This window comes from Nordella sp. HKS 07, assembly GCF_011046735.1.
Lineage (GTDB): Bacteria > Pseudomonadota > Alphaproteobacteria > Rhizobiales > Aestuariivirgaceae > Taklimakanibacter.
Genome location: NZ_CP049258.1, coordinates 3,764,081 through 3,786,830 on the forward strand (window position 1 = coordinate 3,764,081; position 22,750 = coordinate 3,786,830).

25 protein-coding genes are annotated in these 22,750 nt (G+C 62.1%); 12 read left to right on the forward strand and 13 right to left on the reverse strand.

Annotated elements, in window-relative coordinates; translation table 11 throughout:
- Positions 1-142 precede the first annotated feature (142 nt).
- Both G5V57_RS17725 and G5V57_RS34875 read left to right on the forward strand, forming a co-directional pair.
- Positions 143-535, forward strand: a complete 393-nt coding sequence (locus tag G5V57_RS17725; protein ID WP_165168910.1) for a hypothetical protein — start codon at positions 143-145, stop codon at positions 533-535.
- A gap of 5 nt (positions 536-540) precedes the next feature.
- Entirely contained in the window at positions 541-672 is a 132-nt protein-coding gene (locus G5V57_RS34875; RefSeq protein WP_256378586.1) for a hypothetical protein, read from the forward strand.
- A gap of 222 nt (positions 673-894) precedes the next feature.
- On the opposite strand, the gene G5V57_RS17735 is transcribed toward G5V57_RS34875, so the two are convergent.
- The 3 genes from G5V57_RS17735 to G5V57_RS17745 form a co-directional block, all read right to left on the reverse strand.
- On the reverse strand, positions 895-1,110 hold the full coding sequence (locus tag G5V57_RS17735) for a helix-turn-helix domain-containing protein (RefSeq protein WP_165168911.1): 216 nt from the start codon (positions 1,108-1,110) through the stop codon (positions 895-897).
- A 158-nt stretch (positions 1,111-1,268) separates the two neighbouring features.
- Positions 1,269-3,521 carry a DEAD/DEAH box helicase gene (locus G5V57_RS17740; RefSeq protein WP_165168912.1) on the reverse strand — a complete coding sequence of 751 codons (2,253 nt, stop codon included), beginning with the start codon at positions 3,519-3,521 and terminating at the stop codon, positions 1,269-1,271.
- A gap of 505 nt (positions 3,522-4,026) precedes the next feature.
- Complete coding sequence (locus G5V57_RS17745) at positions 4,027-4,224, reverse strand: hypothetical protein (protein WP_165168913.1); 198 nt, start codon at positions 4,222-4,224, stop codon at positions 4,027-4,029.
- On the opposite strand from G5V57_RS17745, the gene G5V57_RS17750 reads away from it, so the two are divergent.
- The 5 genes from G5V57_RS17750 to G5V57_RS17770 all read left to right on the forward strand — a co-directional run bounded on the left by G5V57_RS17750 (position 4,186) and on the right by G5V57_RS17770 (position 7,648).
- Complete coding sequence (locus G5V57_RS17750; RefSeq protein WP_165168914.1) at positions 4,186-5,934, forward strand: sensor histidine kinase; 1,749 nt, start codon at positions 4,186-4,188, stop codon at positions 5,932-5,934. The genes G5V57_RS17745 and G5V57_RS17750 overlap by 39 nt on opposite strands.
- A complete protein-coding gene (locus tag G5V57_RS17755; RefSeq protein ID WP_165168915.1) occupies positions 5,931-6,569 on the forward strand; it encodes a response regulator transcription factor in 639 nt (212 codons plus the stop codon). The genes G5V57_RS17750 and G5V57_RS17755 overlap by 4 nt, the downstream gene beginning before the upstream one ends.
- Before the next feature lie 183 nt (positions 6,570-6,752).
- Positions 6,753-7,127 (forward strand): response regulator transcription factor, encoded by a 375-nt coding sequence (locus tag G5V57_RS17760; protein WP_246737276.1) that lies wholly within the window; start codon positions 6,753-6,755, stop codon positions 7,125-7,127.
- 159 nt (positions 7,128-7,286) lie between these two features.
- Complete coding sequence (locus G5V57_RS17765) at positions 7,287-7,451, forward strand: hypothetical protein (protein ID WP_165168916.1); 165 nt, start codon at positions 7,287-7,289, stop codon at positions 7,449-7,451.
- Positions 7,448-7,648: a hypothetical protein gene (locus tag G5V57_RS17770; RefSeq protein ID WP_165168917.1), complete on the forward strand. Its 201-nt coding sequence runs from the start codon at positions 7,448-7,450 to the stop codon at positions 7,646-7,648. Before G5V57_RS17765 ends, G5V57_RS17770 begins: the two co-directional genes overlap by 4 nt.
- Positions 7,649-7,731: 83 nt before the next feature.
- Here the strand turns inward: G5V57_RS17770 and G5V57_RS17775 are convergent, their stop codons facing one another.
- From G5V57_RS17775 to G5V57_RS17795, 5 genes are read right to left on the reverse strand one after another with little or no spacing between them, the layout of a single operon-like run.
- Complete coding sequence (locus G5V57_RS17775; RefSeq protein WP_165168918.1) at positions 7,732-8,889, reverse strand: ABC transporter substrate-binding protein; 1,158 nt, start codon at positions 8,887-8,889, stop codon at positions 7,732-7,734.
- Between the two features lie 36 nt (positions 8,890-8,925).
- Positions 8,926-9,987: a branched-chain amino acid ABC transporter permease gene (locus tag G5V57_RS17780; protein WP_165168919.1), complete on the reverse strand. Its 1,062-nt coding sequence runs from the start codon at positions 9,985-9,987 to the stop codon at positions 8,926-8,928.
- A 6-nt stretch (positions 9,988-9,993) separates the two neighbouring features.
- Entirely contained in the window at positions 9,994-10,890 is an 897-nt protein-coding gene (locus G5V57_RS17785; RefSeq protein WP_165168920.1) for a branched-chain amino acid ABC transporter permease, read from the reverse strand.
- A gap of 5 nt (positions 10,891-10,895) precedes the next feature.
- The gene (locus G5V57_RS17790; protein ID WP_165168921.1) at positions 10,896-12,482 is read right to left on the reverse strand and encodes an ATP-binding cassette domain-containing protein; all 1,587 of its coding nucleotides are present in this window, start codon (positions 12,480-12,482) and stop codon (positions 10,896-10,898) included.
- The gene (locus G5V57_RS17795; protein ID WP_165168922.1) at positions 12,467-13,453 is read right to left on the reverse strand and encodes an NAD(P)-dependent oxidoreductase; all 987 of its coding nucleotides are present in this window, start codon (positions 13,451-13,453) and stop codon (positions 12,467-12,469) included. The genes G5V57_RS17790 and G5V57_RS17795 overlap by 16 nt, the downstream gene beginning before the upstream one ends.
- Before the next feature lie 196 nt (positions 13,454-13,649).
- On the opposite strand from G5V57_RS17795, the gene G5V57_RS17800 reads away from it, so the two are divergent.
- The 3 genes from G5V57_RS17800 to G5V57_RS17810 are packed head-to-tail and all read left to right on the forward strand — an operon-like array spanning position 13,650 to position 16,710.
- The gene (locus tag G5V57_RS17800; RefSeq protein ID WP_246737277.1) at positions 13,650-14,441 is read left to right on the forward strand and encodes an N-formylglutamate amidohydrolase; all 792 of its coding nucleotides are present in this window, start codon (positions 13,650-13,652) and stop codon (positions 14,439-14,441) included.
- A 53-nt stretch (positions 14,442-14,494) separates the two neighbouring features.
- Positions 14,495-15,397, forward strand: a complete 903-nt coding sequence (locus G5V57_RS17805; protein WP_165168923.1) for a MurR/RpiR family transcriptional regulator — start codon at positions 14,495-14,497, stop codon at positions 15,395-15,397.
- Entirely contained in the window at positions 15,394-16,710 is a 1,317-nt protein-coding gene (locus tag G5V57_RS17810) for a glutamine synthetase family protein (RefSeq protein ID WP_165168924.1), read from the forward strand. The genes G5V57_RS17805 and G5V57_RS17810 overlap by 4 nt, the downstream gene beginning before the upstream one ends.
- Before the next feature lie 34 nt (positions 16,711-16,744).
- On the opposite strand, the gene G5V57_RS17815 is transcribed toward G5V57_RS17810, so the two are convergent.
- Together G5V57_RS17815 and G5V57_RS17820 are read right to left on the reverse strand one after the other, a co-directional pair.
- The gene (locus tag G5V57_RS17815; protein WP_165168925.1) at positions 16,745-17,407 is read right to left on the reverse strand and encodes a DUF924 family protein; all 663 of its coding nucleotides are present in this window, start codon (positions 17,405-17,407) and stop codon (positions 16,745-16,747) included.
- A gap of 101 nt (positions 17,408-17,508) precedes the next feature.
- A complete protein-coding gene (locus tag G5V57_RS17820; RefSeq protein ID WP_165168926.1) occupies positions 17,509-18,249 on the reverse strand; it encodes an SDR family NAD(P)-dependent oxidoreductase in 741 nt (246 codons plus the stop codon).
- 134 nt (positions 18,250-18,383) lie between these two features.
- Here G5V57_RS17820 and G5V57_RS17825 point away from each other — a divergent pair, with 134 nt between their 5' ends.
- On the forward strand, positions 18,384-18,587 hold the full coding sequence (locus tag G5V57_RS17825) for a CsbD family protein (protein ID WP_165168927.1): 204 nt from the start codon (positions 18,384-18,386) through the stop codon (positions 18,585-18,587).
- 93 nt (positions 18,588-18,680) lie between these two features.
- The gene (locus G5V57_RS17830; protein WP_165168928.1) at positions 18,681-19,889 is read left to right on the forward strand and encodes an FAD-binding oxidoreductase; all 1,209 of its coding nucleotides are present in this window, start codon (positions 18,681-18,683) and stop codon (positions 19,887-19,889) included.
- Between the two features lie 103 nt (positions 19,890-19,992).
- Here G5V57_RS17830 and G5V57_RS17835 read toward each other — a convergent pair whose 3' ends face one another.
- The 3 genes from G5V57_RS17835 to G5V57_RS17845 form a co-directional block, all read right to left on the reverse strand.
- Complete coding sequence (locus G5V57_RS17835; protein WP_206530063.1) at positions 19,993-20,958, reverse strand: C45 family autoproteolytic acyltransferase/hydolase; 966 nt, start codon at positions 20,956-20,958, stop codon at positions 19,993-19,995.
- 5 nt (positions 20,959-20,963) lie between these two features.
- Complete coding sequence (locus G5V57_RS17840) at positions 20,964-22,130, reverse strand: PHB depolymerase family esterase (RefSeq protein WP_165168930.1); 1,167 nt, start codon at positions 22,128-22,130, stop codon at positions 20,964-20,966.
- Positions 22,131-22,249: 119 nt separating this feature from the next.
- Positions 22,250-22,660 (reverse strand): CopG family transcriptional regulator, encoded by a 411-nt coding sequence (locus G5V57_RS17845; RefSeq protein ID WP_165168931.1) that lies wholly within the window; start codon positions 22,658-22,660, stop codon positions 22,250-22,252.
- Between the last annotated feature and the right edge of the window lie 90 nt (positions 22,661-22,750).

The window sequence follows — 22,750 nt, forward strand, 5'->3', positions numbered from 1 at the left end:
CCTTGACCACGTAAATACCATGGCTGGGGGTATTCTCCGGTGCTGCCGCTTCCTTCGATCGTGCCAGATGCGTACTGCACAATGGGCTGGCGAATTCGAAGCGGATTTCGGATAATCCGGTGCGCAAATAAGGAGCGCGGTAGTGCTGGAAGACGAAGAGAACTCACTCACCTGCCAAAGGTGGGTAAAAATCATGGCCGACTTCTCGGCTGACGGCGTTTGGGACAAGCAGGGCGAGCTCTGCCACCTCGCCGATCTTCCGGTCTCGGACGCTCTCAAGCAGAGGATCAGCGCTTGGATCGACTGGTACGATCGGGAGGCCGATGCGGACGGCCCGAATGTCATTCCGTTTGATGTGCGTCAGTTCAGCGAACAAGGGGTGGCGATTGCACGGGATGTGAAACGCGAACTCACGGATTGGACGGTTGTCTATTTCGACGAGCGCCGATGCAATGAGTCCATTCTCGAAGGAGGTCCCGCGAATCGGAGTTACTTCGAATACGAGGTGAAAGTCGGCGATGTGGGTGACCAGTGACGTTGATGCCGCTCCCGAATCAGGGCCAGTCCCACAAGGTCTGGACGATTTTCGTCGATGACAACTTCCACTGCTGGGATGAAAGCGAGCACTTCGATCTCGGTAAGTTCGAGCGCTACGAAGTGGCTTTGGCTTAATGCCGGAAAATCGTCGACCGATCTTTGGAGAATCGTTCGGCCCACGGCGCCGATGTCCTGTACGAACACTTTGTCTCATTCGGTGAAGCCGGCTGAAATGCCGAGCGCGCCGGCCAGGCGCTGCCGGGCGCCTTCATCCGGCAAGAGGCCAGAGAGCACCCGTCTCGTCCTGGCTGAGGGTGCCCGCCTTGGCTTCGCCGAACCAGACGTCCAGCAGGCGTGTCATGGCGCACTTCCCCGTCGGCTGGCGACGGAGACGCCAAGGCCCAGAGCCGCTGCTACCTGGAGCGCGCGGCCGATCTGGCAGCTCGCCTTTCCAGCTTCCAGCTCGCGCACGAACCGAACGCCCACTCCGGTGAGCCCGGCCAGCTGTTCCTGTGTCAGTTTCTGGATCTTGCGCTCCTGGCGGATCATGAGGCCGAAGCTTTTGCTATCCATGGCCATTTTGCATGAATCATCCCTATCGGGACGATTATAGCGTCATGACGGCGAAAAATCCAGAAAAAGAACCGATCGGGACTATTGTTGGCCAGTGGTGCTGATGTCGGCCAAAAACATCCCGTACGGGATGAACTTTGGCCCGACAGTCTCGAAACTCACCCGCGATTCTTCTTTTTCTTCGGCTTCTTGCCGAAGGTTGGCTTGGCAAACGGGGCGGCGTGGTCGCGCCGCGGCCGTCCGGCATCGGCGGGCTTGTGTTTGTGCGGCCGCTTTTTATCCAATCCCGGCATGGTCGCGGACGTGGGAACGCCGTCGCCCGCGGCCTCGCCATGAGACTTTTGGCGCGGCTTATGCCGGGGCTTGTCGTTCCAATATGCCTTGCCCTTGTGGGCTTTGCCGTGGCCCGCAGTCTTGTCGGCGGGCTTTTCGAACGACGCTTCGCCGTGCGGGCCGGCCGCATGGGCCTCGTCATAAAACTTCTGGCGCGGCTTATGACCGGGCTTGTCGTTCCAATGTGCCTTGCCCTTGCGGGCTTTGCCGTGGCTCGCAAATTTATCGGCAGGCTTTTCGAATGGCGACTCGCCTTGCGGGCCGGCCGGCGGGGCCTCGCCATGAAACTTCTGGCGCGGCTTATGACCGGGCTTGTCGTTCCAACGTGCCTTGCCCTTGTAGGCCTTGCCGTGGCCCTCAGGTTTATCGGCAGGCTTTTCGAACGGCGCTTCTCCTTGCGGGCCGCCCGGCAGCGCCTCGATGCGGATGGCCTCTTCCTGGTCGGGGCGCTTCAGGTTGTTTGAAAAGCGCTCCGCGGCCTCACTGGAGATCTCGAATTCGCTGTGGTTGCCGTAAATTCTGATGGCGCCAATGTCCTGCTTGCCGATGTCGCCGCGGCGGCAGATCATCGGCAGCAGCCAGCGGGCCTCGGCATTCTTCCTGCGCCCGACGCTCAAGCGAAACCACACGCTGCCCTCCGCCGCGAAGGGGCGAAACTCCGGCTTTGTCTTTCTCGTTTCCGTGCCCGTTTGGCCGTCGTTGCCACGCGCGTTGCGAGCCTCCCGCCGCTCGCCGCGATCGTCACGCGACCGGCCGCTGCCGGGGCCCGGATCGGCGATATCTTCGGGCGCGGGCAGGCGCGCGCGATAGAGCCTGGCGAGCGCCGCCGCGATCTCCTCAGGTGACCGCTCGGCGAGCATCGTGCGCGCCAGGGTCAGGTCATCCTCGCTCGACTCCTCCGTGAAGAGCGGACCCTCGAGCATGCGCTGGTGATCGAGTTTGCGGATCTCTTCCGCCTGGGGCGCCGTGCCCCACATGGCCTCGATACCGGTCTGGGCGAGCATCGCTTCCGCGCGCCGGCGGCGCGCCGGCGGCACCAGCAGCACGCTGACCCCCTTCCGGCCCGCACGGCCGGTGCGCCCGGATCGATGCTGCAGGGTTTCCGGGTCATTCGGCAGATCCGCATGAATGACGAGGCCGATATTGGGCAGATCGATGCCGCGCGCCGCGACATCGGTCGCCACGCAGACGCGCGCATGTCCGTCGCGCAACGCCTGCAGCGCGTGCGTGCGTTCGTTCTGCGTCAGCTCTCCCGACAGCGCCACCACGGAAAATCCGCGCTCAAGGAGTGCGGCCTGCAAATGCCGGACGGTATTCCGCGTATTGCAGAAGACCATGGCGCCGGGCGACTCGAAATACCGCAGCACGTTGACGGCCGCGTGCTCGGCATCGCGCGCGGCGATCCTGACGGCGCGATATTCGATATCGGCATGGCCGCCTTCGCGCCCTTCGACTTCGATGCGGAAGGCGTCCTTCTGATATTGCCTGGCCAGCGCCACGATTCCGCGCGGCAGCGTCGCCGAGAACAGCACCGTCCGGCGCGTGTCCGGCGTCTCTTTCAGGATGAATTCCAGATCCTCGCGGAAGCCCAGATCGAGCATTTCATCGGCCTCGTCGAGCACGACGGCTTGCAATTTCGAGACGTCGAGATGGCGCCGCCGCAAGTGATCGCACAGCCTTCCCGGCGTTCCGACGACGATATGGGCACCACTGCCAAGCTCGCGCTGTTCCCGCCTGGGGTCCATGCCGCCGACGCAGGATACGATGCGGGCACCGGTATATTGATAGAGCCAGGCGAGCTCGCGCTGCACCTGCAAGCCAAGCTCCCGTGTCGGCGCCACGATCAAGGCCAGGGGCTTGCTGGCGTTTCTTTCGAAACGATCCGTGTCGCCAAGGAGATTCCTGGCGATCGACAGTCCATAGGCGACCGTCTTGCCGGAGCCGGTCTGCGCCGAAACCAGGAGGTCGCGGTCGATTGCCGCATCGGCGAGCACCGCCGCCTGCACGGGCGTCGGCTCGGTATAGCTGCGCTCAGTCAGGGCTTGGGCGAGCGGCGGAATTGTCGGCAAGAATGTCACGAGATATCAGACCTTGATGGGCTGCCGTAGAGACAGCGAAAGAACCAAATGCATGGCCGGTGGGTATCGACCGGCGAAGAGCGTTATGTGGGAGTGCCTTACACGGTGACAAGCAAGAGCGCCAATTATCGCTGGCGATTTTGCCCAAGACCGGCATTGACCGCCGAATCCGGCCGCCTGCTGTTTACCCATTGTAACCTGTGATGCAAGAGCCTCAGTGTTGCGGGATAATGATGGGAATTCTTGTGTCTTGAAATCGATGTTGGTCGCTGCAGGAGGCCTCGCTTGAGCTTTCTCGGCCGGCGGTCAAGCCGGGTCCAATGTCAGCGCCAAACGGCAGGGGAAATCAAATGGGCGTTTCTGGACTACTAAGCTATTGATTTGTTAGGCGTTAATCTTGCCGTAGTCGGGCCCGTTCAATCGGATCGAGTTATGCACTACTGTCCCGAAGGCGGACTAACGATCGAAAAGTGTCTCCTATAGCCGACACGACCTGCAGCCTATTCTATCCGGCAAGCTGGCATCCTTTCCTGTTTCCAGGGCAGTCGAGTGAGCGATGTTTCGTAATCTCAATACCAGCACAAAGCTGCTCGTTCTGTGCGGCATCTTCATCATCACGCTTGGCGTCACCACCTACAGCCTCGTCCAGGAAAAACAGATCGCGGTGGATTTCGCCAAGAAGGAAGTGGCCGGCAACCGCCATGTCGCCGACCTCCGGACGATCTATACGACGATACTCGCCGGCCACCGGCCAGATGACTCTTCTTCCGCGAAGCCATTGCCGGCTGATGAACTCCTGCGCCTTCTTCCTTCGGCGAATTCCGACCCCGTAGGACTTCCCGAAACAGGCGAGCTGGAGCAGGCGCTCGCCGGGGCCATTCGCGAACTGTCGCGGGCTGTCGATGGTCCGCAGGCCGACGGGCTTGCCCTTGAAGCGCTCATCAAGGCGCAGCGCCTCATCTCACGCATCGGCGACGATTCCAACCTGACCCTGGATCCCGATCTCGACACCTACTATCTGCAGGATATTGTCGTCACCAAGCTTCCTGCGTGGCTCATTCAACTCTCCGAGCTGCGCGCACTGTCCAAGGCAACGGCGCCGGGCCACATTGCTTCGGGTGGACGCACGGCACGCGTGCTGGCGCTCAAGGAGCTCCTGCTCGCGAGTGCCGATGGAATTCAAGGCAATCTTGCGGCGGCGTATCGAGGAAACACCGATGGCAGCGTGCGCGAAACGCTAGATCAGAAGTTCAGCGCGGCAATTTCCGCCACGCGCTCGCTTCTGAATCACTTGAGTGACAGGCAAGTCCCTGGACCGTCCGGCGGCGTCGATCAGGTTGCGGGCGTCATGTTTGACGGCGCCATCCGCAACGTGATCTCGGCCTGGGCAGGCACGCAGAGCGAACTCGACAGCCTTCTCCAGCGGCGAATTGACGGTCTGCTGGCGAAGCTGAGAGTTAACCTGGCTGTGATCGGGGCGCTTGGCGCAACCAGCATCCTCATCGCGTTATTGACGCACCGCCATATCGTAGGGTCGCTCAAGCGGTTCGAGGCCGTGGCAAATGCCGTGCGTGAGACGAAGGATTACGGCTTGCGCGTCGACCTGCGCAGCCGTGATGAGATCGGCCGGCTGGCGGAGGCATTCAACGACATGCTGTCCGAGCTTTTCCGGGCCCATGCACGCGAGGCGACCGAACAAGCCGAACTGGCGCGTGTCACGCGACTGACCACAATGGGTGCGATGACCGCCTCGATCGCTCATGAAGTCAACCAGCCCCTGGCGGCGATCGTGGCAAACAGCAGCGCCGCGCTGCGCTGGCTTGCAAATAAGGAGCCCGATCTCAATGAAGCGAGTGCCGCCCTCAAGCGCATCGTTCGGGATGGACACCGTGCGAGCGAGGTGATCGCGAGCGTCCGGGCCATGTTCAAGAAGGATCGGTCCGAGCGGACATCACTCGCCGTCAACGATCTGGTGCACGAGGCCCTGCTTCTCACCCAGGCGCAACTGCATAATCACGGAATAGTCGTGCAGACAGAGCTTCGCGAAGGCCTTCCCGAGATCCTTGCCGATCGGGTCCAGTTGCAGCAGGTTCTGATAAACCTGATCATCAATAGCGCCGAGGCAATGGCGTCCGTCACGGAAAGGGAACGGCTGCTGCTGGTGAAGACAGATACCGACGACGCCGGCGCCGTCCGGATAGCGGTGACCGATTCCGGCACCGGAATCGATCCTGATGAATTGGAACGCATCTTTGAGCCCTTCGTCACGACGAAGTCGAGCGGCATGGGGTTGGGACTGGCCATCTGCCGTTCCATCGTCGAGTCACATGGCGGGCGGCTGTGGGTGGTGTCTTCGAATGCGCACGGCGCGACCTTCCACATGACGGCGCCGGGCAGGGTGGGCAGCACATGACGAGAGATGGAAGCGAAAAGTCAGCTGTCGTCTTCGTCATCGACGATGATGCCTCGGTCCGGGAGTCGCTCAGCAGTCTGTTTCGTTCCGTTGGCCTGCAGGTCGAGCAGTTCGTCTCAGGCGCCGAGTTCCTGCGGGCGGCCCGGCCGGACACCGTCTCCTGCCTCGTGCTTGACGTGCGATTGCCGGGATCAAGCGGGTTGGACTTTCAGGTCGATCTGGCCAAGGCAAACATTCACATTCCGATCGTCTTCATGACAGGACATGGCGATATTCCGATGACCGTCAAGGCCATGAAGGCCGGGGCGGTCGAATTTCTGACCAAGCCATTTCGTGATCAGGACATGCTTGACGCGGTCCAACTCGCATTCTCGCGCGATCGCGCCCGTCGCGAGACGGAAAAGGCGACCGCGGGTCTCAGGGCCAGCTTCGAAACCCTGACGGCACGCGAGCAGGAAGTCATGGCGCTTGTCACTGCCGGTCTGATGAACAAGCAGATTGCCGCCGAGATCGGCGTCAGCGAGATCACCGTCAAATTCCACCGCCATAATGTCACGCGCAAGATGGGTGCCCGATCGGTAACAGATCTGGTTCGCATGGCAGACGCGCTCGGGGTGCGCCGGGACAAGCCATAGATCAAGCCTGCCCGCGAACTGCGCACATCCTCAGCTCGATACCTTAACTTTCCCTTTCCTATACCAATGTATAGTTTCTCCTGATTTTCCGCGTGTTCAAATGTAACCTATGAACAGTGGAGTCGTTGCGCCGATAAGCGTAAGCCCCAATCACAAGGAAAGAAAATTTTGCTGCAGGCTCCCGTGATCTCTATCGTAGACGATGATGAATCCGTTCGCGAGGCAACCAAGGGCCTGGTGAGATCGCTGGGTTATACGGCTGTGACTTTCGGGTCGGCGGAAGAATTTCTGAGCTCCGAAAGGATGCCTGAAACCTCCTGCATCATCGCCGACGTGCAGATGCCGGGCGTGAGCGGGGTGGAGATGCAGGACCGGCTTATCGCCGAGGGCCACCGGCTGCCGGTGATCTTCATTACGGCATTCCCCGAGGACCGCGTTCGCGAACGCGCTCTTGAAGCCGGAGCAATCGGCTATCTGAGCAAGCCCTTCAACGAGGAGCATCTGATCGGCTGCCTCGACAAGGCTCTCGGGAATCGCGCCCCAGGACGGCCAAGCTGACGCCGACCGGCCGTGCGGTATCGGTTACTATACCTTGGTATAGCCTCGCCCCTCTCTACCGATATCGAGTCTTACCTAGTGTATCATTGAGCCGGCGGACGCGTCGCCTATAAGCTTCCCTCCATACAAAGATAAGAACAACCGGGCTGGGAGGCCTACATGGCTCACGTGCAGTTCCTGCAGTTCGTTCTCCTTGGGCTCATCACCGCAACCCTGCTGACCGGCGGCGTGGCGGTCACGCTGTCCGTACGGGCCGTTGATAACGATGGTTTCCAATACGCCGCCAATCAGCCTCAGGCCGTCAAGCTGGAGCCGGTGAAATGACCCTCAGATTCGCCATCAAGGAAATGGCCGCGGTCATGCTCGCGCTTTGCATGCTGACGATCATCCCGGCGGCTTCCTCCTCATTCAAATCCTACAAAAGCCGCCCGGCTCCCGGCGGATTTTCCGAGATTCACAAGAACGGCAACACGCCCCTGTGGATGTTGAGCGCCTACGAGCGCGAGGTCGCCGGAATCTGACGAGACGCGTGCCATGTGAGTCCCCTGCATAATGGCACGCCCCAAAGCATAAACCAGATTCCGGCGACATACTTTCGACAGTTTCAGGCCGCCGGCTTGCGATTCCCGATCGGCACGAACTTGCCATCCTTCACGGAAATGATGGTGACTTCCTTGTCCGGCGCGCGGGACTTGTTCGAGAAGTCCGCATTCCCGGTTACGCCGGCGAAGCTGGTGATGGTGAAGATGGCGTCGTTGATCGCCTTCGAACTCAGATCACTCGACTTGTTCATCGCGTCTACCATCAAGTTGACCGAATCGTAGCCGAGGCCGGCAAAGGCGTTCTCCGGCGGAACACCGTACTCGGCCTTGTAGGCGTCGATGAATTTGGCGACCAGGGGATTGTCCGTACTCATCGCCATGTGCGTCGTAAAATAGACATCGACAGTGTTGTTGGCGCCCGCGTTCTTGACGAGATCCGGATTGTCGAAGGCATCTCCGCCGATGATCGGGATCTTGACGCCGGCTTCGCGGGCCTGGCGGACGAAGGTGGCGTCATCGCCGGGGTTCATCGCCGCGTAGATAACATCCGGTGCCGGATTGGTGCCGCGGATCTTCGTGATGTGGCTGGAATAATCCGTGTCGCCGGTGTGGTAGCTGCTTTCCTCGATGATCTTGCCGCCGTCCCTCTGGAATCGTTCTCCGAAGAACTGCGCGATGGCGCGCGTGTAGTCGGTATCGCCGTCGCGAAGGAGGAAGGCGGTCTTGGCGCCCAGATCCTTCTTGGCGAATTCGGCCGCGACAAAGGCCTGATAGTCGTCGCCGAACGGCATCATATGCGCAAACTCGCCGATCTGCTCGGGCAGGTTGGGCACGGTGCCGCCGGTATCGAGATAAGGAATGCCGGCATCCTGTGCGATCGGCGCACTCGCCAGATAGAACCCCGAATCGCAAACGCCGACGATCGCGATGACTTTATCTTCATGGACCAGGCGCTGGGCGGCGTTGGCGATGTCGGCCAGCGTGCTCTTGCCATCATACTGGATAAGCTCGAGCTTCTGTCCCTTGACGCCGCCGCCGTCATTGACCTGCTTGATCGCGAGCTTGGCACCCTTGAGTGCCGGATCCTCGATCGTGGCGTAGGAACCGGTCAGGCTGTAGATCGATCCGATCTTGATCGTGTCGGCCGCGCCGGCATATTTCGCGAGCCATGCCGTGCCGATGGTCGCCGTGGTGGCGACCAGGAACGTTCGTCTTTTCATTGATGCGCCTCCTTCTCGTTTCACGTGGCTTTTCGTTCAGACATCGACGCTGGCGCCACCATGCCTTGAACTGCGTCGTCTCGAAGTTCGCGGCAGATTGAAGATGGTCCGCCACGAAAATTCCTTGGCCCCGGCGAGCCCGCCGGGTCTGACCAGCATTACGCCGATCAGGATGAGCGCCGTCACAATCTGCGTCAATCCGTTGAGCGCCGGGATCTCGATGCCGAGGATGCTCCCGCCGCGCTCCAGGGGTATGATGAATTGCGGCAGGATGGTCATGATCACGGCGCCGACAATGCTGCCGGTGATGCTGCCCATGCCGCCCAGGATCATCATCGCCACGCCGAGAAAGACCGCGTTGAACGAGAATTGGCCGGGCGTCAGGATGCGCAGGAGATGGCCGAGCAGCCCGCCGGCGATGCCGGCGAAAAACGCGGCAATCGTGAACCCGATCAGTCGCGTATGCGCGACATTCACGCCCGACATCTGCGCCGCCACGTAGTCGTCGCGCACCGCCCGGAGCGCACGCCCGAACCTGGAATGCACAAGACGGTAGACGACAAAGATCGTCAGCACTAGGAAGCCACAGATCCACCACAGATTGGCAAGACGGGGGATGCCGGAAAGTCCGAGGGCGCCGCGCGTGTAATCGACCAGATTTACGATGGCGACCTGAACGATCACCGTCAGGCCCAGCGTCGCCACGGCCAGATAATGCCCGCGCAGCCGCAGGACGGGCCAGCCCACCAAGATTGCCGCTACCGAGGCCACCAGGCCGCCGATCAGCAGCGCCGGCAGGAAGGGCATCTGCAGCTGCAGCAGCCAGTCGGGGTAGCCTGGAATGCGCGAGCTCTTCATGGTCACCGGATAGGTGAGGATGGCCGCGGTGTAGCCGCCGAGCGCCATGAAGGCCGGGTGCCCGAGCGAGAACATGCCACCGAAGCCGGCCGCGAAATTGAGACTGACCGTGGCGATGATGTTGATGCCGAGCAAGCCGAGAATCTGCAGATAGAACGGATTGAGCTGCGCCTCCGCGGCCCAGACGGCGAGCGCGAATAGAAGGAGAGCGATCAACGTCATGGACGTCGTGCGGTTCATCGGGCTCTACACCTTCACCATCTCGGCCTTGCCGAACAGCCCGCTCGGCTTCACCAGCAGGACAAGAATCAGGACCAGAAAGACATACGCGTCGCGATACTGCGCCAAGGCATCCGGCAGGTAGCCGACCAGGAATGTTTCCAAAAGGCCGAGGATGAGGCCGCCGACGACGGCGCCGGGGAACGACCCGATGCCGCCGATCACTGCCGCCACAAAGCCCTTGAGCCCCGGTACGAAGCCGGAAAGTGGGGTGAGATGGCCGTATTTGTAGCCGATCAGAACACCGGCAACGCCCGCGAGCGCCGATCCGATCAGGAAGCAGACCATCACCATGAACGGCACGTTCACACCCATCATGCGCGCCGCGCTCATGTCCTGGGCCAGCGCGCGCAGCGCACGGCCATGACGCGTGTGCTTGAGGAACAGGTGCGTCGCCAGGGTCGCCGCGAGGGCAACGACGACGATCGCAAGGTCCACGTTTCGCAGCACGATTTCACCCACCCGGAATGGCTGGTCCAGAAACGGCGCCGGGTCAGGCCGCTTCGGCTGCGGCGAGGTCAGCATCAATACGAGATTTTGCAGCAGGAGCGACACGCCCAGCGACGCCACCAGCAGCGTGACCTCTGGCGATTTCAGGAGCGGCCTGTAGATGGCCCATTGGACGAGAAAGCCGGTGACCGTGGCACCGGCGACGCCACTGAGCAGGACCACCCAGGCCGGTGCCCCGAGCGCCGAAACCGGCAAGGCCAGAAACACGCCGACCATCAGGATCTCGCCATGGGCGAAGTTGATCATGCGCAGGATTCCATAGACCATGCTGAGCCCGATCCCGACGAGGGCATACAGGAATCCAAGCACCACGCCGTTGGCCAAATGTTGCAGAAATTCGCTGAATTGCGTCATCTGTGCTATCCCAGATATGCTTCGATCACATCATGGCGTTCCTTGAGGTCGCCGGCGGGACCCGAGAGCGTCACCTTGCCGGTCTCCAGCACATAGCCGAAGTCGGCGACTTCCAGAGCCATGGCGGCATTCTGCTCCACCAGCATGATCGAGCAGCCAAGCTTGCGGATCTCCGCGATCGTCTCGAAGATCAGTTCGACCAGATTGGGTGCCAAGCCGAGCGACGGCTCGTCGAGCAGCAGTAGCGTCGGCGCCGCCATCAAGGCGCGGCCGATCGCGACCATCTGCTGCTCACCGCCGGACAGAGTGCCGGCCAGTTGCTTGCGCCGTCCGGCAACGCGTGGAAACAACGCATAGACCCGGTCCAGACCTGCATTGATCACCGTCTTGTCCGTAACATTATAGGCGCCCAGCAGCAGATTCTCCTGCACGGTCATTTCGGGGAACAGCCGGCGCCCTTCCGGGCACATGACGATGCCCTGCGCCACCCGCTGCTCGCAGGACAGCCGGGTGACGTCGTGGCCTCGGTACAATACGTGTCCTTGATGAGCCGCGACGATGCCGCTGACAGTCGACAGCAAGGTCGTCTTGCCGGCGCCGTTGGCGCCGATGATCGTGGTTATCCCGCCGGCCGCGATGTTCAACGAGACATTCGCGAGCGCCGGCACCGCGCCATAGCGCACGGCGATGTCCTTGACCTCGAGCACGGGCGGCTGCGCCGCCGCTCCGTCCGCCGCTCTGGCGCTTGCGCTCAATTGACCTGTACCCAGATACGCCACCACGACGTCGTGATTGCCGCGCACCTCCGCGGGCGAGCCTTCGACCAGCAGCTTGCCGAAATCGATGACGGTGATGCGCTCGCACAGGTCGGTGACGAACTGCATGTCGTGTTCGACCAGCAGCAGGCTGAACCCGCGCTCGGCATGCAGCGCCCGGATCAGTTCTATCAGTTGATGGCTCTCGGCGCCGGTCAGTCCGGCCGCCGGCTCGTCAAGCAGCAATAGCGATGGATTGGCGACCAGGCTGCGCGCCAGGTCGACCCGCTTCTGTACGCCATAGGGCAGATTGCCGGCCATGTCGTGAGCATAGTCGGCGATCTGCAGAGCCTCGAGCGCGTCCATGCTCCGCCGGCGCACCTCCGCCTCGAAGCGCCGTGAATTCGGCAGGCCCAGCAGGATAGACGCCGGCGACGGCGGTTTTGCGCCGAGATGCGTGCCGAGCATGACGTTCTCGATGACGCTCATGGCCTGAAACAGCCTCAATGTCTGGAATGTGCGTGCGACGCCGCGGCTGGCGACCTGATCCGCGCGCAGGCCGAGGATGGAGCGACCGGCGACACGGATCTCACCGCCGCTCGGACGATAGAGCCCGGTGATGACGTTGAAGGCCGTGGACTTGCCCGAGCCGTTCGGCCCGATCAGGCCGCGGATCTCGCCCGCCTTGAGCCGCAGCGAAAGCTTGTCCAGCGCGCGGACGCCGCCGAAATTGATCGAGACCTGATCGAGCTCGAGCACCGGCGCGTCGAGGGATGGCGCATGGCCAGGATAACCGGCGGGAACAGGCGTGGCGGGCGCGCTCAATTCCACTGACATCTCCGCTCCATCGCACGCTTTCGCAACGGTTCGTCCCTGAGGGCTTCGACATAATTGCGAAGCCCCTGCGATAATGAGACCTGCGGGCGGTAGCCGAGATCGCGCGCCGCGGTGGTCAGTTCGTAACCGGTCGGGCCTGGGTCCGGGATCTTGCTTTCGCGGAAGCTTACACGAAGCCGGGGCAGATGGTTGGCGAGCGTTGCGACGACCTCTCTAAACGGCAGCCCGTCGCCCGCGGAAATGTTGTAGGCGCGGCGCGGCAATCGCGCGGGCGCCGTGGCGGCGGCAAGAACGCCCGCCACGGCATCCGCGATGTACAGATAATGTGTGCGGCCTGACGCGTTGTCGTCGAGCGTGACCGCCTCGCCGGCGAGGCCCGCCCGGATAAGGCGCTCGAGCGTCGTCGGCGTTCGCCGCCCAGGTCCGTAGATCCATGAGAAGCGCAGGGCGACGGCATCGAGGCCGTGCTCGCTTGCATAGCCGGTCATCGCTGCTTCGGCCGCTACCTTGCTGGCGCCATAGACGGTCTCCGGCGCGAAGCGCGTCTCCTCGCTGATCATACCAGGCGAACCTGGTCCATAGACGTCCACCGAGGAACACAGGACGAAACGAACGGCCCGCTTGCGCCGCGCCGCTTCCAGCAAATACGCGGTGCCCGTCACGTTGATCTGCCAGATGTCGAGTGGGCGCTCAGCCATCACCATCGGCCCCGACACGGCGCCGGCATGAATGATCGTGTCGATCGGCTGACTGTCTACGAGCGCATCCACCTGGCGCCGGTCGGTCAGGTCGCATGGGTGGAAGGCCGCGGGATTGGCCGCGCCGTGGCCGAGATCGCTTCCTATAGTCTCGACGCCGTCGCGACGCAGGCGGTCGACCAGTGCGCTGCCCAGGAAGCCGGCGCCCCCCGTCACAAGCACGCGGTCAAGCCGGCGTTGGGTGCCGCCCTCGTCAGACGCTTTCCCAGTCATTGCAAGCCGCCTCCCAGCGTGCTTGTAACAAATGTTATTTGCGTGCTAATTTGTAGATCATTTATAACAGAAAGTCTCATCCGATATCGAGCACGACGCGCCGAGAGGATCGCGGTCAACTTTCCGCCCGGCAGCACAAGAGTCGTGCGGGCGGGCCGGGGCCCGACAGGAGCACATCAGGCAGATCGGACCGGAATTGCGTGACATCATGGAGCGGCTGCTCGAGCCCAACGAACCAGATCCCGTCGTGGTCCAGAACCCGGACGGTGCATCGGAAATCCTGCTGATCTCCGACCATGCCGGCCGGCTCATCCCGCGCCGGCTGGGCACGCTGGGCCTGGGCGACGCCGACCTCGATCGGCACATCGCCTGGGATATCGGCATCCGCGACGTCACCACCCAGGTCTCCGACAAGCTCGGCGCAACCTATATCTACCAGCGCTATTCGCGGCTGGTGATCGACTGCAACCGGAAGCCGGGCGTGGCGCAGTCGATCGCTGTGGTCAGCGACGGCACCGAAGTGCCGGGCAATCGCAATTTGACGGCCGCCGAGGTGCGGGCGCGCGAAGTCGAGCTCCTGCACCCCTATCAGGCGACGATCGAACGCGAGCTGGATCGCCGCAAAGCAACCGGCCTGCCGACGGTGATCTTTGCCATGCACAGCTGCACGCCGGTGTTCGGCAACGACCCGCCCCGGCCCTGGCAGATCGGGGTGATCGCGCATCGCGACTGGCGGATCGGCGAGGCTTTGCTGGCCCTGCTGTCCGCCGAAGCCGGCTTGTGCGTCGGCCGGAACAAGCCTTACGAAGTGAACATGGAGATGGATTATACCATTCCGGTCCATGCCGAGGGGCGCGGCCTGCCTTATGTCGAGATCGAGATCAGACAGGACCTGATCGCCGACGCGGCGGGCCATCGCAGATGGGCGGAGCTCATGAGCCGCCTGCTGCCTCAGGTGGTCGAACGATCGGGAGTCCTCAAGACGTGAAGCGGCCTCGGGCAGCGTCGAGGGATAAGAGCGCGGCCCGACGGGATGAGCCGTTGTCGGAGCGGGTCCGGCGCGACCTCACGAATTACACGGCGGCGGAGCGCCGCGTCGCCCAGTCTCTGCTCAGCGATTACCCGGTCGCTGGCCTGGAGACGGTTGCGCGCTTTGCGCACCGGGCGGGCACCAGTGGGCCGACCATCCTGCGGTTTGTCAGCCGCCTCGGTCTCAAGAGCTATGCCGAGTTCCAGAACCGCTTGCGGGGCGAGGTGCAGGAGCGGCTGCAGGGCCCGCTGGCGCGCTACCCGTCGCGGCGCAGCTGGGGCGAGGGTAGCAAGCTGCAGGAGCGTGTCGGCTCGGCGCAGTGCCGCAACATCGAGCGCGCGGTGAGAAGTGTCTCGCCTGAGGAGTATGCCGCCATCACCGAGCTGGTGTGCGACCCGCGGCGCAATGTCTTCTGCCTCGGCGGCCGCTTCACCCAGATGCTCGCCGCCTACTTCCATCATTGCCTGCGCGAGCTCCGGCCCGGCGTGCGGCTGGTGCGGGAGAGCAGCGCCAGCTGGGCCGATTACCTGCTCGACGTGCAGCGCGGCGACGTGCTGGTGGTGTTCGACTTCCGGCGCTATCAGCGCGACGTGCTGGAGTTTGCCTCGGGTGCTGCGACGCAAGGCGCCGACATTGTCCTCATCACGGACATCTGGAATTCACCGATCGCGGCGCAAGCGGCACATGTCATCGGCTGTCCGGTGGAAATGCCGACCGCTTTCGACAGCGCGATCGGCGGGCTGGCGATGGCGGAGGTGATCGTGGCCGGCGCGGTCGAGCGGCTGGGCGGTCGCGCCAGGAAACGGATCGAGACCCTCGAAACGCTGCGCCGGCCCTTTCACTTGGAGAGCACTCTGTCGATGGGGACTCGGAAGCCGGAAAAGAACAGGAAGAGGGGAGGCCTTGCGCCATGAATCGGGAACCGCTGACGATGTTCTGCTATGTCGACATCTCGGGCCAGGTGCGCGGCAAGGGCATACCGACGCGTCTGCTGGAGAAACGGCTCGCGACCGGCGTCGGCTGGACGCCGACCAATATCATGTTCACGCCGATGGGCACGATCGCGCCGTCTCCCTTCGGCCCGTTCGGCGACCTGATCCTCAAGCCGGATCGCAAGGCCGAGGCCAATGTGGACTTCGGCGACGGCTCGCCCAAGGAGCACTTCTTTCTCTGCGACCTGCTGACGACCGACGGAACCCCATGGGAGTGCTGCCCGCGCACGCTGCTGCGCCGGGCAGCCGACGATCTCAAATCGGAGGCGGGTGTTACGCTGCGCATCGCCTTCGAACATGAGTTCTTCTATTCCGGCGCGCGGGGGCGCACGGGCGATCTCTATGCCCTCGATGCCGTGCGCCGGCATGGCGCTTTCGGCGAGATTTTGCTGGCGGCACTCGCCCAATGCGGCATCGAAGCCGACGGCTATCTGGCGGAGTTCGGCGAAGGGCAGTTCGAGGTGACTTTCCCGCCGGCCGAACCGCTCGCGGCCTGCGACAAGGCGGTGATGCTGCGCGAGATGACGCGCGGCACCGCCTGGCGTCTGGGGCATAGCGTCAGCTTCTCGCCGCGTTTGAGCCCGACCGCCATCGGCAACGGGCTGCACATCCACATGAGTCTGTGGGACGAGGCGGGCCGGCCGATCAGCCACGATCCGAAGGGGCCTTGCGGAGTGAGCGCCACGGCGGGCAAATTCCTGGCGGGCGTGCTCAAATACATGCCGGCCCTGTGCGCTTTCACCGCGCCGACGCCGGTGTCGTATCTGCGGCTGGTGCCGCATATGTGGAGCGCGGCGTGGTCGAGCCTCGGCTACCGCGACCGCGAGGCGGGCATCCGCATCTGTCCGACCTTCGACACCTTCCGGAGCAGCACCGCCGAGCAGTTCAACTTCGAATACCGCGCGGCCGATGCCTCGGCCTGCCCCTATATCCAGGTCGCCGCCATCCTGCGGGCCGGTCTTGCCGGCCTGAAGCAAGGCCTGCCGACGCCCGAGCCGCTGGTCGAGCAGGATCCGGGCGCCTTCACGGATGCCGAGCGGCAGCGGCGCGGCATCGTCCGGCTGCCGGGCACTCTGGGCGCCGCTCTCGATGCATTGGAGGCCGATGTGACGGTCAAGGGATTCGTGCCGCCGCTCTTCCTCAAGGCCTATCTCGCGAACAAGCGGGCGGAGCTTGCCCTCAGCCAGGATTGGACCGCTGAGCAGATTTGCAGCCGCTACGCAGAAGTGTTCTGAAGCTGGAGCATCGGACCGAAAGCGGGGGTGGATATCACGCGTCCTTGGGCGGAACCTCAAGTTTCGTGGTGTGCGGAAAATTGCCCGTGGCGATGTAGTCCAGTTCCTCAGGCGTGCTGTCGCGCCCGAGGATGGCATTGCGGTGGGGATGGCGGCCGAAGCGGGCGATCACGGCGCGATGCCTGCGTGGCTGGGTGGCGCCGAACTCGTAAACCTGCCGCAGATGCGGCGGCGCCTCGTTGATGAGGCGGTCGGCAATGGCGATGGCGATGTCGAGGTTGGCGAGATGGTCGGCCGGATCGGCGCATTCGCAGTGTTCCAGCGGTATCTTGAAGGCGGCCTTCTGCCAGACGTTCTCCAGCGCGTCGAAATGGCCGTTCTCCAGTCCCTGAAGGCAAAGGTCGCGAGCTCTCTCGTCATATGCATAGGCGCGGGGCGTGCCTGCCCAGACCGACCGGGTGAACTGATCGAAGATTAGAGTCAGAGCCAGCCGCCCCATGGGCTTGGCAGCCCAATGATCCAGATCGCCCGCGGCGGCGCGTGTCGTGAGGTCGGAGAACCGCGTGATCACCTCCTCGTGGGCCCCGCCGCGCATGCGCCAGTTCCACAGACGCATATGCTCCTCCGCCGTCGGCGCATCGCCATCGGGGAACCAGAAGGCGACGATATCTTCGGGGGCATAGTCCTGGGTGTTCATGGGTGTGCCGTTCCCTTCTTCCGAGGCAATCGAAGTCGCGTTCCATTTGAATCCCTTACGGGATTCTTGTTGGGGGTTTAGTGTGCGAATCTGGCGGATGCCTAAGCCATGATGTCGCCGCCATTGGGATCGAACACCGCGCCAATATAGAAGCCGGCGTCCTCGCCGGCCAGCAACAGCGCCGTCGGAGCGATCTCCTCGACCCGGCCTTGCCGCTTGACGATCAGTTCGTTCTGCTTCCTGGCGGCCCATTCCGGCGGCAGTTTCATATCGGTGTCGAGCGGGCCCGGGCAGATCGCGTTGACAGTGATGTTGTCGTCGGCAACCTCGTAGGAGAGCGAGCGGGTCAGGCCGAGAATGCCGGCCTTGGCCGCGGCGTAATGCGCCATGCCGCCGGCGCCCTTGTGGGCGAGCTGCGAGCTGATGTTGATGATGCGGCCATAGCGGTTGCGGCGCATGGCCGGCAGCACCGCGCGCGTGCACAGAAAAACGCTCTTGAGATTGATGCGCAGCATCTCGTCCCACATGGCGGTCGCCATGTTCTCCAGAAGCGCGACCGTCGCGATGCCGGCGTTGTTGACCAGGATATGCGGCGTGCCGAATTCCGAAATGATCCGGGTAAACGCCTTGTCGACGGCGGCTTCATCGCCGACATCGGCGCCGATCGCGAGGCCGCGCCGGCCCTGTTGTGTGATCGCGACGGCGGTACGGGCCGCTCCGTCCGCGTTCCGGTCGATGACCGCGACATCGGCGCCTTCGGCGGCGTAGAGCAAGGCGATCGCCTTGCCGAGCCCGGTTGCCGCGCCGGTGACGACCGCGATGCGCCGATCAAGCTTGCCCATCCATGCTTCTCCTCCGATCGCGACAGCCGACACTCTGTCTCAGAACGTCCGCAAGGCAATGCAGATGAACCCGGAGAGGGGAACGAAACTGTCCGACCGGCGTTGGTATGCGCTTAACGCAAGGAGATTTCACTATGGATTGGAATAGAGTCGAAGGCAATTGGAAGCAGGTCAAAGGCAAGGTCAAGGAGAAGTGGGGCAAGCTCACCGACGACGACCTGGACGTCATAAACGGACAGCGTGATCAGCTGGAAGGCAAGATCCAAGAGCGCTACGGAATAGCCAAGGATCAGGTCCGCAAGGACATAGACACGTGGTATACGACACAGGGCTGGTAGAACGCACAACAAGCCCGCATCATTCCGAATTGACCCGCTCCAGGCAATCAATGGGGCGGGTAAATTTCTGCGCGAGCAAACGCCAAGGGAATAATGGTCACCAGAAAGAAGCGATTGCGTGCCGGCAAGAGCATCTGGCAGGCGTTTCCAGCGCCCAGGATCTCGACCCGCGCCGCCACGGACCGCATGTCGGCGGATGTACTGGTGATCGGCGCCGGCATCAGCGGCGCATTGATCAGTGAAATGGCGGCGGCAGCGGGGCTGTCGGTAATCATCGCCGATCGGCGTGGCCCGATCCTTGGCTCGACGCCCGCGTCCACGGCGCTCGTTCAGTTCGAGATCGATACGCCCCTGACGAAATTGCGGGATAGGATAGGTGCAGGCAACGCGATCCGCGCATGGCGCCGATCGAAGCTCGCGGTGGAGAACCTCGCTCACCGCACGAAATATCTGGGGATCGATTGCCATATGGTTCGGCGAAATTCCCTATATCTTTCAGGCGACAGTCTGAATGCTGAGAAGCTGGAGCTTGAGGGAGAGGCACGCAACGCTGCTGGTTTTGAAACGGCTGTGCTGTCGCGATCGCAATTGAAGGCGGCGTACCGCTTAAGCAGATCGAAAGCGCTCCTGTCTTTCGGCAATCTGGCGCTCAATCCGCGCCTCCTCACATCTGGCTATTTGCGGCATGCCATGGCGCATGGTGTGCGCATCCTCGCGCCGGAAGAAGTCGTGCGGATCGAGGTTCGTGCCGGCGGGATAGCAGCTACTCTGAAAAGCGGGACGCGACTTCAGGCCGGTGCCGTCATTTATGCAACGGGGTACGAACTGCCGAAAATCGTCAAATTGCGATCGTTGAAGATTGCGTCTACTTTTGCAATCGCGACCTATCCTCAGAAACGACGGCTGTGGGCGACGCAAGCCCTGATCTGGGAAGCTTCGGAACCCTATCTTTATTTGCGCACGACACCTGACGGGCGCATTATCTGCGGGGGCGAGGACGAAGATTTCAGCGACGAGGATAGGCGCAACGCTCTCCTCCCAGCCAAGGTCGACCACATCCGTTTGAAATTGCAGAAATTGATGCCCTGGGTCGATACCACGCCGGAATTTCAGTGGGCTGCATCCTTCGGAGTCAGCAGTACCGGCCTTCCACGCATCGGCCGCATCCCCGGTCGGCAGGATGTTTACGCGGCCTTGGGATATGGCGGAAATGGAATAACATTCAGCCGTATAGCGGCGGAAGTCCTTACGGCGCAGCTGACAGGGCGACGCGACCCCGACGAAGACCTTTTCATGTTCTGAAGGATCTTCAACGCAACTGGTAACCGCTGGAGCATGATCCGGAAAACTGCGATCAAAGATCATGCGCAAACAAGAGGATTAAGCGCGAAGCCGGCGAGGCGTCCTATGGATCGCAGTAGCGAATCACTTCCGCATGCCGCTCAGCAAAATCGTCAAATCCTTGAGCCCACTTGTCGACCTGCCAATGCAGGGTGACGCAAGCGCGGCAAGGGTCATATTCTGCGGTGAACAGGGTGCCGAAACCCTCTTGGTAACGCCTCTGGAAGAGGGGCGGGAGGAGAAAAGCTTCGACGATTGAATCGGGTCTGGGGTCGTCTGCCAGCAGAGACTGCAAATAGGCACGGCGATCATGTGTTTCGGTAAAGCGGGGGCGCATAGCCTGCTCCGGTCCGCTCTGGTGATTTGTCGCGATGGCCGGCCAGACCTGACGCAGCCCGCCGCCCGGCTGCAACTCCACGCTCGCTGTCTGTCCAAGGCGATCCGCCAACGTAACATTGTAGGCCATATGAGACGGGACTCTCTTCAGCACGTCTAGGGCTTCTTCCACCGTCGAGCATGTCTCCAGGATGTAGCGAATGATGAGCGTAATGCCGAAGCCTGCGTCTGTGCCGCGGCGCCCTCCATAGGCAATGGCCGCACATAGGCCATCGGCATTTATGCCGTCCGACAACCCCCATAGGAATTCCACCATGCCTATCACCGGCTTTTTCCAATGAGACTTCAACAGCAGGCCCTCATTGAGCTCCGGCGACAGATCATAGTTGCGGACGAGCCGCACCATGCCATGGCCGGCTGCGGCTGCGATGGAACAACCCGAGAGATATTCAGGTGGCTTCCAGTGCGACAGAAAACGCGCTTCGAGGTCGCCACTGCCGGAGAGGACCAGGAGCTTCTCATAGGTTTGAACGAGCTGCGGCATGTGGCGCTGCAAGGCCTGAAGGCAGGCGGCCGGCGACGGCCCGTCGAAACGGCGCGTTGCGAGCCACGCCCGGTATGCCGGCCATGAATACCGCCAACGGGATTGCCACTTGAGCCCGGGCAGATCTTCCTCAAGGGCGGTGAACGTCATTTGCGTCATGCTGAAGGAACACCGCGCGGGGACGTAGGAGCCTTTGCCAGGAAGAAACGGACCATTTCCGCGGAAGCATTGGGGCCATCGCCGAGCGTATAGGAGCCTCTGGGATTTCCACCGCTCCAGGCATGCCCCGACCCATGGATGATCCATTGCTCCACTGATGCGACATCGGCAGATGCGGAGAATATTCGTCGATCGACAGTGCGTCCTCCGTCCGAAACGGTCAGTTCAAGAACATCGCCCGGACCTTTCGATCGCACCGCGTCCTTCCACAGGAAGGTTGCGTTCGCCGCAGCAACCGTCTGGTCCGCGCTGCCATGAAAAACAATCAGCCTTGGCTGGAATTCGTACCCCGCAGATGCGCGGGAGCGATGTCCATTTTCTCCCCGCATGGCGGCAAAGGCGCTGTTTGCATCATGCGCGGATTTGTAGGGGAGCCCGGAATGTATGCCGACCGCCGAATAGAGATCGGGATAGGTGGATCCCAGGACGACAGCCATGGCACCGCCGGCTGACAGGCCGGCCACAAATATGTTCTCCGGGGGGACTTGGAATTCAGCGCACACATCCCGGGTGAGTCCCGCGATAACCTCTGCTTCGCCACCCATGCGCGCCTGGTCCACCGGACGAAACCAATTCCAGCAGGACATCGGGTTGGCTGACGAGGGCTGATGCGGATACGCGACCAGAAGGTCATGCTCTTCGGCTATCGCATGAATGTTGGTGCCGACGGCGAAGTCTTCCGCCGTCTGCCGGCATCCATGCAGCATCACGATCAGACCGCGGGGTTTGATGCAGGAGGGGACAAATAGCCGGAAGTCGCGCTGCCCGCTTGCACAGGCGAAATGGCGTTTTGCAAAGTTCAAGCTTTCCGGAAGGGTGATATCCGGGCGATGGCTGCTGATATCGATCGGCAATTTGAAGGAACGCAGAGCCGCGATCGTTTCGGCGAGTCCCGCTCGTCGTTTGGGTTTGTTCGAGCGTGATTCTTGAGGTTCGAGATCCAGGGTTTGGGGTATGGGGAAGCTCGACAATGGAGGTTTTGACGCGTGAGTTTCCGGGCGCCCCGATCCGCCAAGCGCTTCCTGTATCAGGCGGGTTGCCTCGAGGGGATCTGAGGACCGGACAGCATCCAGCGCTCGGCCGATAGCCGTTGTATGCTTCATGATGAGCATTTCCTTCTGAGCTAGAGCATGATCCGGAAAAGTGCGAAGCGGTTTTCTGAGAAGATCATGCGTAAACAAGAGATAAAGCGTGAGGGCGAATGGCCTAAAGCCATTACGCTTTAGCGGATACGACCGGCGAGGGCCGCTTTGACTTCGGGACTTGCCTGCAGCGCGCCGAGCACGGTGAGGGATTCGATGGTTGCGGCGGCCAGCTCTCCCGTCACATCGCTCGCTATCCTTGCCAGTCCTACGACACTGATCGACAGGCGTTCTCCTGACTTGCGTTTGGCTTCCAGTTCCGCGCGGCTGAAGTCACGCAAGCCGACATCAAAGGTCTGCCGCACGACGACGCGTTCAACCTCGGCCGCCTGCGCTGAAAGTTGATTGCGGATGGCTGTGCGTATGAAGTCTGACCGGTTGGAGTAAAAACCCTCCCGGACGAGAAGGTCGATCTTGCCCAAATCGACATAACCGATGTTGAGCGTCAGTTTTTCCGTATCAGGAAACCGGAGTACTGCCATATTCTCCATCCACTTTCCATCCAACCAGATGGTATATGGATGGTTCGTGGAGAGATTCAAGGGAATTCTCGTGCGCGCGATTTCTTTTCGAGTTGCCCC

What these genes read in the sequence shown, in the direction of transcription:
- G5V57_RS17810 (WP_165168924.1), top strand. Translation starts at nt 15,394, where the DNA reads ATGAATCGGGAACCGCTGACGATGTTCTGCTATGTCGACATCTCGGGC.
- G5V57_RS17795 (WP_165168922.1), bottom strand. Translation starts at nt 13,453, where the DNA reads ATGACTGGGAAAGCGTCTGACGAGGGCGGCACCCAACGCCGGCTTGAC.
- G5V57_RS17845 (WP_165168931.1), bottom strand. Translation starts at nt 22,660, where the DNA reads ATGGAGAATATGGCAGTACTCCGGTTTCCTGATACGGAAAAACTGACG.
- G5V57_RS17835 (WP_206530063.1), bottom strand. Translation starts at nt 20,958, where the DNA reads ATGACGTTCACCGCCCTTGAGGAAGATCTGCCCGGGCTCAAGTGGCAA.
- G5V57_RS17790 (WP_165168921.1), bottom strand. Translation starts at nt 12,482, where the DNA reads ATGTCAGTGGAATTGAGCGCGCCCGCCACGCCTGTTCCCGCCGGTTAT.
- G5V57_RS17765 (WP_165168916.1), top strand. Translation starts at nt 7,287, where the DNA reads ATGGCTCACGTGCAGTTCCTGCAGTTCGTTCTCCTTGGGCTCATCACC.
- G5V57_RS17785 (WP_165168920.1), bottom strand. Translation starts at nt 10,890, where the DNA reads ATGACGCAATTCAGCGAATTTCTGCAACATTTGGCCAACGGCGTGGTG.
- G5V57_RS17775 (WP_165168918.1), bottom strand. Translation starts at nt 8,889, where the DNA reads ATGAAAAGACGAACGTTCCTGGTCGCCACCACGGCGACCATCGGCACG.
- G5V57_RS17770 (WP_165168917.1), top strand. Translation starts at nt 7,448, where the DNA reads ATGACCCTCAGATTCGCCATCAAGGAAATGGCCGCGGTCATGCTCGCG.
- G5V57_RS17825 (WP_165168927.1), top strand. Translation starts at nt 18,384, where the DNA reads ATGGATTGGAATAGAGTCGAAGGCAATTGGAAGCAGGTCAAAGGCAAG.
- G5V57_RS17815 (WP_165168925.1), bottom strand. Translation starts at nt 17,407, where the DNA reads ATGAACACCCAGGACTATGCCCCCGAAGATATCGTCGCCTTCTGGTTC.
- G5V57_RS17755 (WP_165168915.1), top strand. Translation starts at nt 5,931, where the DNA reads ATGACGAGAGATGGAAGCGAAAAGTCAGCTGTCGTCTTCGTCATCGAC.
- G5V57_RS17735 (WP_165168911.1), bottom strand. Translation starts at nt 1,110, where the DNA reads ATGGATAGCAAAAGCTTCGGCCTCATGATCCGCCAGGAGCGCAAGATC.
- G5V57_RS17780 (WP_165168919.1), bottom strand. Translation starts at nt 9,987, where the DNA reads ATGAACCGCACGACGTCCATGACGTTGATCGCTCTCCTTCTATTCGCG.
- G5V57_RS17830 (WP_165168928.1), top strand. Translation starts at nt 18,681, where the DNA reads ATGGTCACCAGAAAGAAGCGATTGCGTGCCGGCAAGAGCATCTGGCAG.
- G5V57_RS17820 (WP_165168926.1), bottom strand. Translation starts at nt 18,249, where the DNA reads ATGGGCAAGCTTGATCGGCGCATCGCGGTCGTCACCGGCGCGGCAACC.
- G5V57_RS17840 (WP_165168930.1), bottom strand. Translation starts at nt 22,130, where the DNA reads ATGAAGCATACAACGGCTATCGGCCGAGCGCTGGATGCTGTCCGGTCC.
- G5V57_RS34875 (WP_256378586.1), top strand. Translation starts at nt 541, where the DNA reads ATGCCGCTCCCGAATCAGGGCCAGTCCCACAAGGTCTGGACGATTTTC.
- G5V57_RS17745 (WP_165168913.1), bottom strand. Translation starts at nt 4,224, where the DNA reads ATGGCGGTTGCCGGCCACTTCCTTCTTGGCGAAATCCACCGCGATCTG.